The 17,987-nt window shown below is 42.7% G+C and carries 21 protein-coding genes; 13 read left to right on the top strand and 8 right to left on the bottom strand.

Annotated elements, in window-relative coordinates:
* Window positions 1–293 precede the first annotated feature (293 nt).
* Complete coding sequence (gene argB, locus V7K56_RS00495) at window positions 294–1,190, top strand: acetylglutamate kinase (RefSeq protein ID WP_334906543.1); 897 nt, start codon at window positions 294–296, stop codon at window positions 1,188–1,190.
* Between the two features lie 83 nt (window positions 1,191–1,273).
* Window positions 1,274–1,447, top strand: coding sequence for a hypothetical protein (locus V7K56_RS00490; protein WP_334906541.1), 174 nt, complete (start codon window positions 1,274–1,276; stop codon window positions 1,445–1,447).
* A 20-nt stretch (window positions 1,448–1,467) separates the two neighbouring features.
* Here V7K56_RS00490 and V7K56_RS00485 read toward each other — a convergent pair whose 3' ends face one another.
* Window positions 1,468–1,917 (bottom strand): hypothetical protein, encoded by a 450-nt coding sequence (locus V7K56_RS00485; protein ID WP_334906539.1) that lies wholly within the window; start codon window positions 1,915–1,917, stop codon window positions 1,468–1,470.
* Between the two features lie 170 nt (window positions 1,918–2,087).
* Between V7K56_RS00485 and V7K56_RS00480 the strand changes: the two genes are divergently transcribed.
* From V7K56_RS00480 to pyrE, 3 genes are all read left to right on the top strand, one after another.
* Window positions 2,088–2,630 (top strand): tetratricopeptide repeat protein, encoded by a 543-nt coding sequence (locus V7K56_RS00480; RefSeq protein WP_334906537.1) that lies wholly within the window; start codon window positions 2,088–2,090, stop codon window positions 2,628–2,630.
* Window positions 2,631–2,984: 354 nt separating this feature from the next.
* Window positions 2,985–3,887 (top strand): DUF3153 domain-containing protein, encoded by a 903-nt coding sequence (locus tag V7K56_RS00475; RefSeq protein ID WP_334906535.1) that lies wholly within the window; start codon window positions 2,985–2,987, stop codon window positions 3,885–3,887.
* 83 nt (window positions 3,888–3,970) lie between these two features.
* Window positions 3,971–4,504: an orotate phosphoribosyltransferase gene (gene pyrE, locus V7K56_RS00470; protein WP_334906533.1), complete on the top strand. Its 534-nt coding sequence runs from the start codon at window positions 3,971–3,973 to the stop codon at window positions 4,502–4,504.
* 75 nt (window positions 4,505–4,579) lie between these two features.
* Here the strand turns inward: pyrE and V7K56_RS00465 are convergent, their stop codons facing one another.
* On the bottom strand, window positions 4,580–4,933 hold the full coding sequence (locus V7K56_RS00465; protein ID WP_334906532.1) for a winged helix-turn-helix transcriptional regulator: 354 nt from the start codon (window positions 4,931–4,933) through the stop codon (window positions 4,580–4,582).
* 148 nt (window positions 4,934–5,081) lie between these two features.
* On the opposite strand from V7K56_RS00465, the gene V7K56_RS00460 reads away from it, so the two are divergent.
* The gene (locus tag V7K56_RS00460; RefSeq protein WP_334906530.1) at window positions 5,082–5,699 is read left to right on the top strand and encodes an FMN-dependent NADH-azoreductase; all 618 of its coding nucleotides are present in this window, start codon (window positions 5,082–5,084) and stop codon (window positions 5,697–5,699) included.
* A gap of 258 nt (window positions 5,700–5,957) precedes the next feature.
* On the opposite strand, the gene pdxH is transcribed toward V7K56_RS00460, so the two are convergent.
* Complete coding sequence (gene pdxH / locus V7K56_RS00455; protein ID WP_334906528.1) at window positions 5,958–6,602, bottom strand: pyridoxamine 5'-phosphate oxidase; 645 nt, start codon at window positions 6,600–6,602, stop codon at window positions 5,958–5,960.
* A 127-nt stretch (window positions 6,603–6,729) separates the two neighbouring features.
* Here pdxH and V7K56_RS00450 point away from each other — a divergent pair, with 127 nt between their 5' ends.
* The 3 genes from V7K56_RS00450 to V7K56_RS00440 all read left to right on the top strand — a co-directional run bounded on the left by V7K56_RS00450 (window position 6,730) and on the right by V7K56_RS00440 (window position 10,716).
* Window positions 6,730–7,815, top strand: a complete 1,086-nt coding sequence (locus V7K56_RS00450) for an AI-2E family transporter (protein ID WP_334906526.1) — start codon at window positions 6,730–6,732, stop codon at window positions 7,813–7,815.
* A 327-nt stretch (window positions 7,816–8,142) separates the two neighbouring features.
* Complete coding sequence (locus tag V7K56_RS00445; protein WP_334906524.1) at window positions 8,143–8,979, top strand: ScpA family protein; 837 nt, start codon at window positions 8,143–8,145, stop codon at window positions 8,977–8,979.
* 567 nt (window positions 8,980–9,546) lie between these two features.
* Window positions 9,547–10,716, top strand: a complete 1,170-nt coding sequence (locus V7K56_RS00440; protein WP_334906522.1) for an NDP-sugar synthase — start codon at window positions 9,547–9,549, stop codon at window positions 10,714–10,716.
* Between the two features lie 88 nt (window positions 10,717–10,804).
* Here the strand turns inward: V7K56_RS00440 and speA are convergent, their stop codons facing one another.
* Window positions 10,805–12,820 (bottom strand): biosynthetic arginine decarboxylase, encoded by a 2,016-nt coding sequence (gene speA, locus V7K56_RS00435; protein ID WP_334906545.1) that lies wholly within the window; start codon window positions 12,818–12,820, stop codon window positions 10,805–10,807.
* Between the two features lie 242 nt (window positions 12,821–13,062).
* On the opposite strand from speA, the gene ndk reads away from it, so the two are divergent.
* A complete protein-coding gene (ndk, locus tag V7K56_RS00430) occupies window positions 13,063–13,512 on the top strand; it encodes a nucleoside-diphosphate kinase (protein ID WP_334815214.1) in 450 nt (149 codons plus the stop codon).
* Between the two features lie 138 nt (window positions 13,513–13,650).
* On the opposite strand, the gene V7K56_RS00425 is transcribed toward ndk, so the two are convergent.
* Entirely contained in the window at window positions 13,651–14,376 is a 726-nt protein-coding gene (locus V7K56_RS00425; protein WP_334906520.1) for a TerC family protein, read from the bottom strand.
* 271 nt (window positions 14,377–14,647) lie between these two features.
* Between V7K56_RS00425 and V7K56_RS00420 the strand changes: the two genes are divergently transcribed.
* Window positions 14,648–14,917, top strand: a complete 270-nt coding sequence (locus V7K56_RS00420; RefSeq protein WP_334906518.1) for a type II toxin-antitoxin system ParD family antitoxin — start codon at window positions 14,648–14,650, stop codon at window positions 14,915–14,917.
* A 149-nt stretch (window positions 14,918–15,066) separates the two neighbouring features.
* On the opposite strand, the gene V7K56_RS00415 is transcribed toward V7K56_RS00420, so the two are convergent.
* Window positions 15,067–15,201, bottom strand: a complete 135-nt coding sequence (locus V7K56_RS00415; protein WP_334906516.1) for a hypothetical protein — start codon at window positions 15,199–15,201, stop codon at window positions 15,067–15,069.
* Window positions 15,202–15,444: 243 nt separating this feature from the next.
* Between V7K56_RS00415 and V7K56_RS00410 the strand changes: the two genes are divergently transcribed.
* Window positions 15,445–15,681 carry a DUF433 domain-containing protein gene (locus V7K56_RS00410; protein ID WP_334906514.1) on the top strand — a complete coding sequence of 79 codons (237 nt, stop codon included), beginning with the start codon at window positions 15,445–15,447 and terminating at the stop codon, window positions 15,679–15,681.
* Window positions 15,678–16,031 (top strand): DUF5615 family PIN-like protein, encoded by a 354-nt coding sequence (locus V7K56_RS00405; RefSeq protein ID WP_334906512.1) that lies wholly within the window; start codon window positions 15,678–15,680, stop codon window positions 16,029–16,031. Before V7K56_RS00410 ends, V7K56_RS00405 begins: the two co-directional genes overlap by 4 nt.
* Before the next feature lie 81 nt (window positions 16,032–16,112).
* Here V7K56_RS00405 and V7K56_RS00400 read toward each other — a convergent pair whose 3' ends face one another.
* Together V7K56_RS00400 and V7K56_RS00395 are read right to left on the bottom strand one after the other, a co-directional pair.
* On the bottom strand, window positions 16,113–16,397 hold the full coding sequence (locus V7K56_RS00400; RefSeq protein ID WP_334906510.1) for a hypothetical protein: 285 nt from the start codon (window positions 16,395–16,397) through the stop codon (window positions 16,113–16,115).
* Window positions 16,398–17,164: 767 nt separating this feature from the next.
* Window positions 17,165–17,987 (bottom strand): tetratricopeptide repeat-containing protein (locus V7K56_RS00395; RefSeq protein ID WP_334906508.1); only part of this gene is annotated, 823 nt, incomplete at its 5' end.

Genomic DNA, 17,987 nt, shown 5'->3' with positions numbered 1-17,987 from the left:
TTTCGCTTTGTTCGCTGGTTAAATACGCATATCGACGTATTTGCCGCTCACAGAGCCAAGTCTGGTTATATTTGGGCTTAGAAATTTATAAAGTCCCATTAGGGGTGTGCTTTCAGTTTGGATTAGCAGCGTAGTCTTTTCATTCCCTAGCTTCAAAGCTATACTTTTCTAGCCCGTTTTATATTTATCCTTATAGTACAAATATACTCAACTTTAGCAGCAGAGATTGTGAGGAGTTACAAAGTCTTCTACACTGACTGAAATAGGTTTTAACTCTCTCTGTTAGGCTCCTCATGACGGTCAACGATTCTGAATACATCAGGCAAACTGAAGCCACTCGTGTGCGTGTACTAAGCGAAGCACTACCTTATATTCAACAATTCGCCGGTTGCACTGTTGTTGTCAAATATGGTGGCGCGGCGATGAAAGATAGCACACTCAAAGACAAAGTTATCCGCGACATTGTATTCTTATCCTGCGTCGGCTTGCGTCCAATTGTAGTACACGGTGGTGGCCCAGAAATTAACAGTTGGTTAGATAAGCTGGGCATCGAACCACAATTTAAGAATGGTCTGCGAGTCACTGATGCCGCCACAATGGATGTGGTGGAAATGGTTTTAGTTGGTCGAGTTAATAAAGAAATTGTCTCCCTGATTAACCAAGCTGGTGGATTGGCTGTAGGACTTTGCGGTAAAGACGGTAATCTATTTACAGCCCGTTCCCAAAATCATGAAGGCATCGGCTTTGTAGGGGAAGTCAGCAATGTGAATATCAAGATTTTGGAAACCCTTGCTAGCAATGGCTATATTCCGGTAGTATCTAGCGTTGCCGCCGACGAAACGGGGCAAGCTTATAACATTAACGCCGATACTGTAGCGGGAGAAATTGCTGCTGCACTAGGAGCAGAAAAGTTAATTTTATTGACCGACACTAGTGGAATTTTAAAAGATTACAAAGACCAATCTACTTTGATTCCGAAAGTAGATATCCGCGAAGCCCGCGAGTTGATTGCTAATGGTATAGTCAGCGGTGGGATGATTCCCAAAGTGAATTGTTGTGTGCGATCGCTTGCTCAAGGAGTCCGTGCAGCACACATTATCGATGGTCGCATTCCCCACGCCCTGTTACTAGAAATCTTTACTGATGGTGGGATTGGGACAATGATTCTCGGTTCGCAGTTTACTTTGTAAGAGTTAGGAGTAGAGACGCGACGCCAGTCGCTACAACGGGGAGCCACTGCGGTCTTGGGGTTTCCCCAAGTGGAGCAAGTGGCGTGGGAGCCACTGAGGTCTTCTCCCAAGGGGAGACGCCAAGGGCGATGGGGTTTCCCCAAGTGGAGCAAGTGGCGTGGGAACCCCCCGAAGTTTGGATCGGAGGAAGCCTCCGCTCCAACTTCTCTCCGCAACGCGCTGGCTCATTAATCGCGTCTGTACAGGAGTTATCCTAATCTACTCCTTACTCCTGACTTTAACGGGGATAGGTAATAATAACTCGCGATCGCCCGTCGCTAAATGGTGTACGACGCCATGAATTATTGATAATCACTGGATTAACTAGGGTTGAGTCTCGAATTGTCGGATTAATCAGGGTGGAATTTCTGATGTTCTGCCTGAACTGGGGATAGGAATAATCGCGGTAATGATTGCGTTGTGGCATTAGTCCCGTTGTTGGGTCTACAGGCATAGGCGTGGGAATCGGACTACCATAAATAAAGGAACCCACAGAATGCGATTGCCTGACTCCATAACCATCATCAATCACGAACGAGCGCTGGGCGGAATGCGATCGCCTGACTCCATTACCACTATCAATCACGATCACAGATTGTGCAGAAGCTGGAGCAATGCTTACACCCATCACTGCTAAAGTCATACCTGCTAAGAGCCAATTCAGTTGCGAATGCTTGATTTTCAACATAATTTTGCTCACCTGCATAAGATACCGGAATTTTTAATTAGAAAATAGTCACAGCTACTTAGTTAAAATTTTAGAAGTTTATCCACTGTCAGATTGCCAGCTTTTGAAAAGATTCCAAAAAGATTGCTGGCATTGGCAAAATGAAAACAGTGGTAATTTTTGTATAAGACGTGAGTGTAGAAAGTTTAGAAATTGCTAAAACCCGCTACCAGACTGGGAAAGTTGCCTTTGAAAATGGGCAATACCGCGAAGCTATAGAAAATTTAGAAAAAGCCAGTGCTCTGTTAGCTCGTAATTCTCGCCTTGGCGGCGAAGTAGAAATTTATCTGGTGACAGCTTATGAAGCAGCTGGACGCACGGATGATGCGATCGCTCTTTGCGAAAGACTCAAACGCCATGCCCATTTTGAAATCAGCAAACAAGCACGGCGGATGCTTTATATCTTAAAAGCACCAAAGCTGAAAAGACCCAGCGAATGGATGACTGAAATCCCCGATTTGGGCGCATTAGCCGATAATGAACTCAAAATTTCTGTACCTGCTAAGTCTACTAAATCATCTGTCCAGCAAAAGCCAAAACCTGCGGAGCCAGAATTTGTTGACCTCAGTCAGGTCAATACCAGAGATAATCGCTTTATCTGGGTAGCGCTAATTGCCATTGGTTTAACCATCTCGTACTTGGTTTGGTTGAATTTTTCAGGAACTCCTGGCTGATAACGATTTTGGATTGGGGACTAGTACCGCAAGGCGGAAGTCAAAAGTCAAAAGTCAAAAGTCAAAAGTTAAAAGAATTGTATTCCGGGCTTTTGCGCCATTTGAAATGGTGAGGCAGTCCGGTCTTGGAGGTTCCCCCCATGAGGAACTGCCAAACCCGAAGGGGTATGTTTATTTCCGCCGTGTTGCATTAGGAATTGGGAAGATTTGAATGAAGATTCAGACCCAGACTAAATCTTACTCATATTTTCTTACCCAGTCTCAGAGCGATCAAAATGGTATTCCAGGAATCTCAAACAATACTAAGAAGTCAAGATTGGTTAAAAAGTTTGACTTTTGGGGAGATTTATAGTTATGAATTCTTCAATTTTCGGAAAGATTTTCTTGTGGTTAATCAGACCAACTAGTTTTGTGTTGGCAAATATGAAATTGCTCTCACCACTGAATGGTCGAAATCGAATAAACCGAGTCTTTCCCATCCGAAATCTTATTCTGTGGCTAGTGCTGTTAACATCTCTGCTACTGACTGGCTGTGTGAAGTACGATGTGGGGCTTAATTTTGACAACTCAAATAGTGGCGAACTAGTACAGCATATTAAGTTGGGAGAACGGCTAACCAGTTTTAGTGGCGATTCGGTGTACGAATGGTTAAAAAGCATAGAACGTCGCGCCCGTCAACTTGAAGGTAAAGTACAACGAGTTTCCCAAGAAGAAATCATCGTCACAATTCCTTTTAACAGTGGTAGGGAATTGCAAGAGAAGTTCAATGAATTCTTTAACTCCCGTGCAAATCAACCCTCTAAGTCTGTAAATAGTCAATCTGATTCAGAACTGCCGAAAATTGAATCAAACGTTCTCTTAGAAGAGAATAATTTTTTACTTTTAGTCCGAAATCGGTTGATTTATGATTTGGATTTGCGATCGCTCTCTTTAATCGCTAGCAAAGGTAATGTACTAACTAATGCTGGTTCAATTCTCGATTTGGAATTTAGCTTAAAGACTCCTTGGGGAGCCAAAAATATTCAACTAACTGAAACTGCAATTGAGCCAGAAAAAAATGGCAATCAATTAGTGTGGAAACTCCAGCCTGGTGAGCTAAACCACATAGAAGCTGTTTTCTGGCTTCCTAGTCCCCTTGGTATCGGTGGGTTGTTAATTATCCTGTTCGTCTCAGGAGGATTGTACTTGAGATACAATTTCATGCCAGATCCTAGAATTCAGTTTCCTCCCAAAACAGCAACGATCCAGGAACAGTAGACTATTTATCTGTTGAATATTGTTAGCGAAGCCGATGCATTCTCCATCGGCTTTTTTTACACTTTACCCAGCGTTTTGTAAAAATGAGTCATAGCGAATTAGCCAAAGAAATTGTTCGTGTTTCCTACTTGAATGGAGAGTTTCGGTTACGTTCTGGTCAGATATCTGACCATTACTTTGATAAATATCAGTTTGAATCTAATCCTTTGTTACTGAAGCAGTTAGCTAGAGAAATGGTAAAAAAGATTCCACCAGGCATGGAAATTATTGCCGGACTGGAATTAGGGGGAGTTCCTTTAGCGACAGCAATTTCATTAGAAGTTGAATTACCAGTTGTCTTTGTTCGGAAGACAAAAAAAGAATATGGAACTGAGAAGATAGCAGAAGGAATTAATATTCAAGGAAAAAATTTGTGTATCATTGAAGACGTGATTACAACAGGTGGTCAGGTTGTAAAAAGTACCGAAGCGCTGCGTAATGCAGGAGCGATCGTGGACTTCGTACTTTGCGTAATCTGGCGCGGAAGTACACAAGACAATATTCTCGAAAAAGCTGGTATTCAAAAACTTCCTCTATTTGATATGGAGGAGCTTTCGGTGTGGATGGAACTGTCTTGAAGCCCACAGTCAAAATATCTTGGACAATAACCCTAAAAATACTTAGGTTTGAGATCAGACTTGTAGAGTCTAGAGTTAAGCATTACTATTACTATGTTCTCGTTGTTCGCTGCCATACCAGCGTTCAGCAAGTCCATTGAGTTGATGAAGGATTTCAATGAGTTCTTGGCCGCGTTCTGTAAGACCGTAAGTAACTTGAGGTGGGATAGTTGGTTCATACTGGCGATAAATAACTTCTGCTGCCTCAAGCATCCTCAGTCTTTCTGTCAGCACTTTGGTTGATATGCCTTCTACTTGGCGCTTCAATGCACCAAAGCGAATAGGTCCGCGATTACACAACACCCATAGTATGTACATTGTCCAGGGCCCCGATAATAAGGACATCAAAATACTTATTGGGCAAGCATCAGGATTTTTAGAAGCAGACATCGATAAGTTAGCCAAAATTATCCACTAGTTACTTTATAGTAACTACTTTACTTTAGTAACTAGTTAATTTTAGTATCTGATGTAATGCTTTGAAATAGAGACTCAAAAAAAGTAAAAACAGTAAATCCTAGTTAATCAGGAGATATTTGTGGTAAATATTTTACATATTGATTCCAGCCCTCGTGGTGAGCGATCGCACTCCAGAGAACTATCTAAGGAATTCGTCAGTGCTTGGAGGGCAGCGCATCCTGAAGATGCAATCGCTTATCGAGATTTAGGGCATTACCCAGTTCCTCACGTTGATGAACCTTGGATTGCGGCAGCATTTTCACCACCAGAAACCCATACTCCAGAATTAACTGAGGCAATTAGAATTTCTGACGAACTGGTTGATGAGTTTTTGGCAGCCGATCGCTACGTCTTTGGAGTGCCAATGTATAACTTTAATATACCTTCCACTTTTAAGGCTTACATCGACCAAATCGTTCGTATTAACCGGACTGTTGCTTTAGATGCTCAAGGCTATAAAGGATTAGTCGAGGGTAAAAAGGCGGTTATCATCACAGCTCGCGGCGGTGACTTTAGCGCAACATCCCCTTTCCTTGCCTATGACTTCCAAGAACCCTACCTGCGGGCAATTTTCGGTTTTATTGGGATTACAGATATTCAATTTATTAACGCTAATAGCCTGAATGAAGGTGATGCCCGTACCCAATCTCTATCAGAAGCACGAGCAGCAATTCAAGACGCGATCGCCCAGTGGTAATATGATATGGGCATTGGGCATTGGGCATCAGGAAAGAAGAGGCAGGAGGCAGAAATTCTTTAATTTTGAATTTTGTTAGCGCAGCGTAAAGCCTTCTCTTCTCTTTCAGAGACGCTAACGCGAACGAGAGGCTTCGCCAACGGCATGGCTTCGCTTAGAGCGAGTCCGCGTACTCTGTAAGAGTTGCAAGCTACGCTTTTAGCGTCTCGTAGAGAGCGTCATTTTGAATTTTGAATTGATTTCTCCCCTGCCTCTTCTTCAAGGTGACAACCGCTCAATATTCCAAGTGCTATTATCTAAACGGCTATAAAGCAAGCGATCGTGCAGACGGCTAGGGCGTCCTTGCCAAAACTCAATTTCTGTAGGGATAACTCGTAAGCCTCCCCAATGAGGCGGTCGAAGAATTTTCTGATTTTCATATTTACTCTGGAACTCCTGCAAGCGTCGCTCCAAGATTTCTCGGCTTTCTATAACCTCGCTTTGATTAGATACCCACGCACCCAGGCGACTATTGGTAGGGCGACTGTGAAAATACTGGTCAGACTCAGTTTCGGAAACTTTCTCCACATACCCCGAAATTCGGACTTGACGTTCCAGTTCTGCCCACCAAAAGACTAAAGCCGCCTGGGGGTTTTCTGCTAATTCTTGTCCTTTATGACTGTTGTAGTTAGTAAAGAAGGTAAAGCCCCGTTCATCAAAATTCTTAAGCAGCACCATTCTGGCTGAAGGCTTACCGTCTGGTGTGGCTGTGGCAATGGTCATGGCATTAGGTTCAGGCAGTTGTGCTGCGAGTGCCTGCTCGAACCATTTTTTAAATTGGATAAAAGGATTGAGGTCTATTTCGAGTTCGCTTAAACCTTCTAAGGTGTAGTCCTTGCGAAGGCCAGCTACAGTTTTGTCCATTGTGATTTGTTTCCTTGCTATTAGATAGGTTTATATATATCTTTGTCAAAAATATCTATGATGATAATCAGTGCCATCAAGAATTTTACAAATTCTTTCAAGGAATATCTAAAATAGGTTGCGTCAGATGCGCCGTTCAGCCTCGCTTCAACGCTTGTTAATTTATGGTCTGAGCGGTCCCATTATCGCTCTTAATGTTTGGTTACTGTCTGTACTTTTTCGCTACTTCCAGCATCCTATTACCGTCTTGAGCATTGCGGCAATTCTGGCTTTTCTGCTAAATTACCCGGTTAAGTTCTTTGAACGTGCTCGGATCACGCGCACTCAGGCGGTGAGCATAGTTTTGCTGGCAACGTTAACTGTGCTTGGAATTCTGGGTGTCACCCTAGTACCGTTGATCGTTGACCAAACAATCCAACTGTTAAAAAATATCCCTGATTGGTTAGGCGCTAGTCAAGCAAACCTAGAGCAGTTTGAGATGCTGGCAAAGCAACGACGTTTGCCAATCGATCTGAGGGTTGTGAGCAGTCAAATCAATGCCAACATTCAGAATGTGGTGCAACAGCTAGCTTCTGGTGCAGTAGGATTTGCTGGAACACTACTTTCTGGATTACTTGACTTAGTGTTAGTCATTGTGCTTGCATTTTATATGCTTTTATATGGCGATCGCGTCTGGTATGGTCTGATCAATCTTTTGCCCTCTAACATTGGAGATCCTTTGACCACATCCTTGCGCTTAAACTTTCAGAACTTCTTCCTCGGCCAGCTGTTACTAGGATTGTTCATGGTGCTAACCCTGACACCAATTTTCTTAGTGATAAAGGTGCCTTTTGCCCTGTTGTTTGCCATATTAATTGGGATCTCAGAACTCATTCCCTTTATCGGGGCGTCTCTGGGTATTGGTCTAGTGACGATTTTAGTACTGCTGCAAAATTGGTGGTTAGCAGTTCAAGTTGCGATCGCAGCAATTGTCATGCAGCAGATTAAAGATAACTTGTTAGCTCCCAGGATACTCGGCAATTTTATCGGACTGAATCCCATTTGGATTTTTGTGTCTATTCTAATGGGATTTGAGATTGCTGGCTTGTTAGGGACAATTGTTGCTGTTCCAATTGCTGGTACTATTAAGGGCACTTTCGATGCTATTAAGAGCGGCAAGCCGAGTGATTTTGTCTCAACTGTCACTATTGCCCATGACTCACCTTCTGATTAGGGGGCAGGGAGCAGGGAAGGCAGGGGGGACAAATCAATTCAAAATTCAAAATTCAAAATTCAAAATTCAAAATTAAAGAACTCTGCCTCCTGCCTCCTGCCTCTTCTTTTTCAATGCCCAATGCCCAAAGTGAAAAGTTGCACAATCTAATCTCACAATTCACAATGGTGATCGATCGCAAATTTTAAAGGATATTGCCAGCAGGCAATTTCTGAACAAAAGAAGCGCAAGCGAATGTATAAAGTATACGCTTTGCTAATAGTCAATTAGTTTAGTCTTGAATTTACAGTCTTTTGATTCTCATTAATTAACACTTAGAACCTGTTGATGGAAGCTTCCGAGCTATTAGAAACAATCACATTTTTGATTTACCAAGCCGAACAGGGAGAAATTGATCCTTGGGATGTCCAAGTGATTGAGGTGATTGACCGCTATTTAGAACTGATGGCACCGGGGGCAATAACAAGAGGCTATGAAGCGGACTTGTCTCAATCTGGACAGGCATTTTTATCAGCATCGATGCTGGTATTATATAAAGCCAATACCTTGATGCAATTGTCAACAGTAGGAGATGCACAAGATGATGTAGAAGATGATGCTTTACTGGAAGGTGAAAACGGTGTATCACATCAGGGTCATCGTCTACCATTAGAACAGCAATTGCGTCGTCGTCCAACGGCAATGCCACCACCAAAGCGCCGGGTAACTCTGCAAGAGTTAATCGAGCAGTTGCAGATTATGGCTAACCAACTGAAACTGGTAGAAAAAGTCAGCAAACCTATCCGTCCCAGGCGTCAACCTAGCGTCCAAAGTATGCGGGAAGCGCTGGAGTTAGCTCACCAAGAAAATCTGACAGAAGTCGCTGGGGAATTGGAGCAGGTGTTGAAATTATCGACAAGAGAGCTAAGTTTAGAACAAAATTGGTTAAATTTAGAACAGCTTGTAGAATTGTGGACTAAGACAAAGCTTCTTAACCAAAATGGGTCTGGACATGGACATGAGTCTAAACACAGTAACCTAGTTAGCGTCTTCTGGGCACTACTATTACTCTCGGCTCAATCGAAAGTAGAGCTATTTCAAGAGGACTTTTACCATGAAATTAAAATTCGCTTAATTAGAGATTCAGCTAATATCAGCAAACCTTTTGAGCATCCGATGAACTAAGAAAGTCAAAAGTAGTGCAGACAATTTCTCTAAGAAAGGCAGGAGGCAGGAGGTACAAACAAACTCGTTTATATCTGATGCGTGAGTCCTGCATTTTGTACCTCATCCACTTGCAAATTTTTGTATTGTTGCCTTTTCTGGAAAAGTAACGCTCCTGTATCGCTAACAGAGCGTCAGTTTCCGACGATTTGACTTTTCGCTCTGCCACAAGTAACAGCGCCTTAACCTAAATTTTATGTATGGAAAGACAAAACGATTTAAATTTAAAGTGCTGGCATCAAGATTTCAGGCTTCCTTGTTAAAAAAATTGGAATTTATTTATAGGGTTTTCCTCCTGCCTCCAGCATAGCTACTTTCTACTTTGTCATAGATTTTTGATTCAGCCACAAAATCCGGGTAAATTGAAAAGATAAGCGATCGCTTGTCATCTAAGTATATCAATGGTTGTAATAACCACTAATTTACTGTTATCCCTATTCTGGGGGATGACTTAGAGCAGAAATAAAAACTGATGATAAAGTATCACTCGATAAAAGTAAACTGGCTTGTGGTTGAGGAATAATTTTTATGAAAGCGATGATTCTCGCAGCTGGCAAGGGTACTCGCGTGCGTCCGATTACGTACACTATGCCCAAGCCGATGATGCCCATCCTGCAAAAGCCAGTGATGGAGTTTTTGCTAGAACTGTTACGCCATCATGGATTTGACAAGATTCTAGTCAATGTTAGTCATTTGGCTGAGGAAATAGAAAACTATTTCCGTGATGGTCAGCGGTTTGGAGTGCAGATTGCCTATTCCTTTGAAGGGAAAATTGATGACGACGGTAAACTGGTGGGCGAAGCGATAGGTTCAGCTGGAGGGATGCGGCGCATCCAAGACTTCTCACCGTTTTTTGATGATACCTTTGTGGTTTTATGTGGTGATGCTTTAATTGACTTGGATTTAACTGCGGCAGTTAAATGGCATAAATCCAAAGGAGCGATCGCTACCATTATCACTAAATCTGTCCCCAAGGAAGAAGTTTCTAGCTATGGTGTGGTTGTGACTGACGAAGAGGGACGTGTCAAAGCTTTCCAAGAAAAACCTTCAACTGAAGAAGCCCTCAGCACCAACATCAACACAGGTATTTACATCTTTGAGCCAGAGGTTTTTAACTATATTCCCTCTAATGTCGAATATGACATTGGTAGCCAATTGTTTCCCAAATTGGTAGAAATCAAAGCCCCGTTTTACGCCATTCCTATGGACTTTGAATGGGTAGATATTGGTAAAGTCCCAGACTATTGGCGGGCGATTCGCGGTGTGCTGCTGGGTGAAATCAAAAATGTGCAAATTCCTGGTCATGAAGTCGCCCCCGGCATCTACACTGGCTTAAATGTTGCCGTAAATTGGGACAAAGTGGATATCACAGGCCCTGTTTACATTGGCGGGATGACGAGAATCGAAGACGGAGCTAAAATTGTCGGGCCAGCAATGATTGGCCCCAATTGTTGGATATGTAGTGGTGCAACAGTGGAAAACAGCGTGATTTTTGAATGGTCGCGCCTGGGCCCTGGAATTCGGTTAGTCGATAAGCTGGTGTTTGGACGTTATTGCGTAGATAAAACTGGCGCTACGATCGATGTTCAAGCTGCTGCTTTAGACTGGCTGATTACCGATGCTCGTCAGACACTGCCATCACATACACCTGTTGAGCGACAAGCTATAGAGGAATTGTTGGGGACAAATACAAAATAGGGAATGGGGCATGGGGAATAGGGAGACAAGAAAGACAAGGGGAATAACCAATGCCCAATGCCCAATGCCCAATGCCCAATGCCCAATCCTAACTATTTAAGTACGTATATCTTCTAAGACTCTGCTCGTAGGTTTGCAGTAGTCGTTGAGATTCTGCTAGGGTGATGCGATTTTCTTCTAATGCTTTCTCACAGCGCTGGCGAATGTTTTCCACCATATCTTCGGAGTCATACTGGACGTAGCTTACCACTTCGCTCATGGTGTCACCTTTGACAACGTGTTCAATCTGGTAGCCTTTAGGCGTTAATTGGATGTGAACGGCGTTGGTGTCGCCAAACAAGTTGTGCAAATTGCCCATGATTTCTTGGTAAGCTCCATTCAAGAACATTCCCAAATAATAGGGTTCTCCGGGCTTGTAGGTGTGCAATTCTAAAACCGACTTGACATCGCGCAGGTCTATAAAACGATCGATTTTACCATCACTGTCGCAGGTGAGGTCTGCTAAAATTCCTCGCCGCGTTGGTTCTTCAGCTAAACGATGGATTGGCATGATCGGAAATAGCTGGTCAATCGCCCAACAATCTGGTGCTGATTGGAACACCGACATATTCACGTAGTAGATGGAAGCCATAATTTGTTCTAAGTCTTCCAGTTCATCGGGTACGTATTCTTGCTGTCTAGTGATGTTAAGAATTTTCTGACAACAAGCCCAGTAGAGGCGTTCCGCCTTGGCTCGTTCTCTGAGGCGTAAAATTCCTAAATTAAACCGACTTATGGCTTCTTCTTTGAATTGTGCAGCATCGTGGTACAACTCTTGGTAATTTTCTTGGTTGATGGATTGGAAGCTTTCCCAAAGATAATTAATAATTGGGGATTCTCCCTCTTGTGGAGGTTCTGGTGGATTGAGGGGGACATCACTAGTACTGAGAACGTCGAAAATCAGCACTGATTGATGGGAAGCGATCGCTCGTCCACTTTCACTAATCAGTGTTGGTACAGAAATCTGCCGCTCTGCACAGGTATCTTTTAACTCTGCCACGATGTCGTTGGCGTAGTTCTGCATGTTGTAATTTTTCGATGCATAGAAGTTGGTTTGGGAGCCATCATAATCTACACCCAAGCCGCCACCAACATCAAGGTATTTCATATCTGCTCCCAGCATTGCCAATTCTACATAAATGCGGCTGGCTTCTTGGATAGCATCTTTAATCACATTAATGGCAGAGATTTGTGAGCCGATGTGGAAGTGCATCAACTGCAAAGAATCGAGCAGGTTTGCTTCCCGTAATTTGTCAACAGCCTCGATTACTTCTGGCATTGTCAAACCAAATTTAGCGCGATCGCCGCTAGAGGCTCCCCAACGTCCCATGCCTTGGGTACTGAGTTTAGCACGAACTCCTAATATTGGTTTAATACCTAACTGACGATTGGCATCAATTACCAAATCAACTTCTTCAATCTGTTCTAAAACAATAATTGGTGTTTGCCCCAGTCTTTGGGCTAACATTGCCGTTTCGATATATTCTCGGTCTTTGTAACCATTGCAAACTAACAATGCTCCTGGTGTATCCAACACAGCCAGAGCAATCATTAATTCTGGCTTGGAACCGGCTTCTAAACCAAATTGATGAGGTTTGCCAAATTTCACTAAATCCTCAATCAAATGCCGTTCTTGATTGCATTTGACGGGAAACACGCCACGGTAGACACCAGGGTAATTATAGCGAGCGATCGCTTTGGCAAAACAAGCGTTCAACCGCTCAATCCGGTCTTCCAAAATATCGGAAAAGCGAATCAACATAGGAAGTCCCAAATTGCGCTGCTTCATGGCGTTGACCAATTCAAACAAGTCTAGAGAACCCCCGCGATCGCCCTTGGGTGCTACGGTCACGTGTCCAACAGCGCTAATGGAAAAATAAGGTTGTCCCCATCCTTCAATGCGGTACAAGGCTTCACTATCCTCAATTTTCCAGGAGTGAGGTAAATCTTCTGTGGTAGGACTAGGTGGTAACAGCTTTTTTTGCTTATGATTTTTCACTTCTTTTTGTCCATTGGACGGTACTTGTACCACCTCGTCAGATGTAGCAGTTGACTCAACACCCATTTCTTCATAACCTCTGTTTTTCACCCACGAGTTAACAATTTAGCGCATTCACTTAGGAACGTATATGCACCCAAAGATAATTTCTGAGATAGACTCTGATTGGTCAAGAGTCGTATGTCATTAGTCACTTGTACTGAGCGTAGTCGAAGTATTGGTCTATTAGTGCAAAACCCTTGGACAAAGGACAAAGGACAAAGGACAATTGACTAGATAAAAACTTTATTAAGCTTTGGGAGATAGCAATGGAGCGCACATTCTTAGCAATTAAGCCTGATGGAGTCCAGCGAGGATTAGTGGGGGAAATTATCCGTCGCTTTGAAACTAAAGGTTTTACCCTAGTTGGTTTAAAGTTCCTGAAAGTCAGTCGGGAATTGGCTGAACAACACTATGATGTTCACCGAGAACGTCCCTTTTTTAGTGGTCTAGTCGAATTTATCACTTCTAGCCCAGTGATAGCGATGGTATGGGAAGGTGATGGTGTCGTTGCATCTGCCAGAAAGATCATTGGTGCGACGAACCCTTTAACAGCAGAGCCAGGAACAATTCGCGGCGATTTTGGGCTGAATATTGGTCGTAACTTAATCCACGGTTCTGATGCTCAAGAAACCGCGCAACGGGAAATAGCCCTATGGTTTAAGGATGAAGAGTTGGTAAGTTGGCAACCACACTTAACACCTTGGTTGCACGAGTAAGAAATTAAGGAGTGGGGCATTGGGCATGGGGCATTGAAAAAGAAGAGGCAGGAGGCAGAAGTTCTTTAATTTTGAATTTTGAATTTTGAATTTTGAATTGATTTGTCCCCCTTGTCTCCTTATCCCTTTGTCCCCTCTTCATGACTTAGAGATTTCGCTCTTTTCCGATTCTACTTGGGGTAATTCAGTATCAACACGCTTAGAAAATCCCCAACCTAAAATTAGGAAGATGGCAGCAATCATAATCCATTCTGGTGGAACTAAGCTATCGTTCACCACTTTCAACAATAAGCGTAAGCCTACCAAGGCTACAGTTACATAGCCTGCGTCTTCTAGGTTTTCATATTCGTCTAGCCAACGGATAAACAATCCCGCCATGAATCGCAGCGTAATAATACCAATTGTTGCACCCGTTAGCACTAGCCATTTTTCTTGAGAAACTGCGATCGCAGTTGTGACGCTATCCAAAGAAAATGCCAAGTCTGTAAATGCAATCACAGGTATGGCTTGCAGCAATGAAGTAAAACGCGGCGCGTGATCGTGTTCGTCATTGGATTCTTGCAAAGTAAAGTGTTGGAATACCAACCACAGCAGATAAGCTGCGCCCAATAATTCAAATTGCCAGAATTGTTGTACCCAAGTAGCAGTGAGAATCAGGGTGATTCGCAGCACATAAGCAACGACTAAACCAAAGTTGAGTCCTTTACGCTCAAGTTCTTCGTCTTCCAGCCCCCTAGCGATCGCAGCCAGGGCGATGGCATTGTCGGCAGATAACAGCGCCTCTAAAAGCACCAGGATCAGCAGAACTATCGGGGCTTCAATGCTGAAATGAAAGTCAAGGTAATCAAAAATTCGGTCTAGCATTCCGGGTTTCTCAAGCAGAAAAAATTAAATTTTGACAAGAACAGAGATTTTCATCTTAAAAAGCGCAATAAATTGCCACTCTGATCCAGCTTAACGTGGTTGTGGTGCATTTTGAAGGGGTTGAATGTGTGCGATCATTATGCAAGTGGGGTAATTTGCGTATAAGTCAATACATCAAAAGTTTTAACATCTAGTTTAGTGCGATCGCAATGGACTGCTGTGATTTCGCATCTAAAATTAGAAGATAAGAACAAATATATCGTAAGATTTTATGAATATTTCCTTACCAACCGAGCTTGAGCAGTTCATTCAAAGTCAGGTTACAAGCGGGAAGTACACCTCATCAGAAGAAGTGATTCTTGCAGGTATTAGGCTGTTGGAGGAGCGGGAACGTATTTACAAGGGTCGGTTTGAGGAACTGCAAAGAGAAATTGCGATCGGAGTTGAGCAACTTGACCGCAAAGAACGACTTGACGGTAAAGAAGTAATCGAGCAACTGCGTCAAAAAAACCAAGCTTTGAGAAAGACTCAGGCACAATAATGATGCTTTTGGAGAACCTATTAATAGATGTTTAATCGGTTCTCTTTTCGGTAATTGATTTTTAGAAGATTGATTCAGGACGCAATACGGTTGAGATAAGCTTTGTTCTCCCCCTGCTTCTCCTGCATCCCCTGCTCCCCCTGCGTGCCTCAACGAATAAATTTCTTAACTGAACCGTATTGATTCAGGATGGGTGTATTTAAGTTTTCGCCATCTAAGTACTGTTGTAATTCTGATTGGGCGAACTTCTGATTTTTTACAAACTTTTGTACTTGTGCCATCATTGTAATTGTCTCCCAGAATGGGGGTTTACAGAAAGGCGATCACAGGCTCTTGGCGGAGGGCGATCGCCTTTCTTATTTAAAAGATATGGTATAATTTTATACTTGTAAATTCCTAAATAAAAAAGAAATTAAAAGTTAAAAGTATTTATTTGTAGCTACAATTATTTTTTTGCCGTCGTTATTTGGCATCTAGAATTAGAATATGAGAACAAGAATATCGTAAGAATTTATGAATATTTCCTTATGAATAACACACTTCTACAACGCATTACTCATAATCCAGATATCTGCCACGGCAAACCCTGTATTCGAGGACTTCGTTATCCAGTTGAGTTTATTTTAGAACTGCTTAGTTCTGGTATGACTACTGAGGAAATATTGGCAGATTATGACGATTTAGAATCTGAAGATATTTTGGCTGTCTTGTTATTTGCTGCTCGACTTAGCCAAGTCAAAAGCATTCATCGAATTGCCTCATGAAATTTCTTGTGGATGCTCAGTTACCAGTTCGTCTTGCCCGTTTTCTCAAAACTTCAGGTTATGACACGATCCACACCAGAGATTTACCAGGGGAAAATGCTACGCCAGATAATGAGATTAATGCTGTATCAATTCAACAAAATCGAATTTTAATTACTAAAGATGTGGATTTTGTCAACTCTTTTTTAACAGTTCAGCAACCTTATAAACTACTTTTAATCACGACAGGCAATATCAAGAATTCAGAACTGGAATCCCTATTTATAGCTAACTTCCAATCTGTAGTTGAATTGTTTAAGCAGCATTCCTATATTGAAATAAATCGAGATGCCATTATTATGCATCAGTAATTTTTATATACAACAGACTTGAAATATTTAGCTGAGGTAGGGTGCGTTGTCGCACAGCGCAACGCACCATCTAAATATGTCTTATTGCATTAAAATCTGACGGATTAAAATACTCATTACCTCATCTGCGTTGCCGGTTGGTACTAATGGACTCCAGTCTCCTGTGCTGGCGTAGCCAATTACTTGCAAATAGTGGATTGTGCTGGTAACAGCTTTTGAAGAACCAATGAGTAAATGTTTAATTGGTTCTCTTTTGGGTAATAGATTTACAAAAGGTTGATTGGAAGCGGGTGTATTTATATTTTCGCTACCTAAGTATTGTTGCGGTTCTGATTGATTTTCTACAAAATCTTCTTCTTGTGCCATGACTATAATTTTCTCCCAGAATGAAGGTTTAGGGAAAAGCGATCGCAGGCTCTTGGTGGAGGGCGATCGCCTTTCTTATTTTTATAACAAAGTATAATTTTATACTTACAAAATATTAATTTCAAAATAATTTGGCATTACTGAATTGCGGCATGAATCGGGAGCATCCCAAATGTGTAAAAACATATTTTGTCATTGCGAGTGTAATGAAATGGAGCGAAGCAATCACAAGGACTAGGTGTTGCAATTGCTTCATTCCGCAACTCTTGGAGACGCTACCGCGTTGAGCGAAGCCATGCCGAAAGCTTTATGCTTCATTCGCAATGACTAATCATCGCTGCGTAAGTCCTGATCGAATTCGAGGTGTCGTTCATCGAGTTCGGGGAGTCGTTTATTGAATTCGGGGAGTCGTTTATTATTTTTTAGGACTTACGCAAAAATCGCCAAAAAGCTTAATTTATCGAACCTCCAAGACCGCCAAGAACACCAAGAATCGTAGAGTGTGCGTAAGTCCTATTTTTGTTCAATTTTAATTTGAGTCGGATAAAACCGAAACACAAAAAGACTTTTTACCCAGTAAAGAGCGATGCACTGCGCGGCTGGTGAGCAAAGTCGAACCATATCGAAGTCAAAAGTCTTAAACTGCGTAGGTTGGGTTGAGGAACGAAACCCAACATTTTCGGGACTATGTTGGGTTGAACGTAGTGAAACCCAACATACAATTATCCTTAACTGAACCGTATTGTGCTACAATCACAACTTTCGCTTCACTTAAATAACCCTAAAAACTTCTCCCACCAGGAATTATTAGTATTATTCTTAACTTTACGGTTAGCACTCTTTTGAGCTTGAAGATATTCTAGATTTTGCCGAACAGTAACCGTATTGGGATGATTTACCCCAAACACCTGCTGATGAATTTTTAAAGCTTGCAGTAAAAGGGGTTCGGCTTGGTCGTAGCGTCCTTGAGATTCGTAGAGTGATGCCAGGTTGTTCAGGCTGGCGGCGACATCGGGATGTGCTTCTCCCAGCAGGCGTTTTCTCAGTTCTAAAGCTTGGAGATACAGGGGTTCGGCTTGGTCGTAGCGTCCTTGAGATTCGTAGAGTGATGCCAGGTTGTTCAGGCTCATGGCAACATGGGGATGTGCTTCTCCCAGCAGGCGTTTATAAAGTTCTAAAGCTTGCAGATACAGGGGTTCGGCTTGGTCGTAGCGTCCTTGAGAATTGTAGAGATTTGCCAGGTTGTTCAGGCTGGTGGCAACATCGGGATGTGCATCTCCCAGCAAGCGTTTTCTCAGTTCTAAAGCTTGCAGTAACAGGGGTTCGGCTTGGTCGTAGCGTCCTTGAGAATCGTAGAGTAATGCCAGGCTGTTCAGGCTGGTGGCAACAAGGGGATGTGCATCTCCCAGCAGGCGCTTATAAAGTTCTAAAGCTTGCAGATACAGGGGTTCGGCTTGGTCGTAGCGTCCTTGAGAATTGTAAAGTAATGCCAGGCTGTTCAGGCTGGTGGCAACATCGGGATGTGCATCTCCCAGCAAGCGTTTTCTCAGTTCTAAAGCTTGCAGTAACAGGGGTTCGGCTTGGTCGTAG

The organism is Nostoc sp., assembly GCF_036917535.1.
Lineage (GTDB): Bacteria > Cyanobacteriota > Cyanobacteriia > Cyanobacteriales > Nostocaceae > Nostoc.
This window is presented reverse-complemented; position numbering and strand designations above follow the sequence as displayed.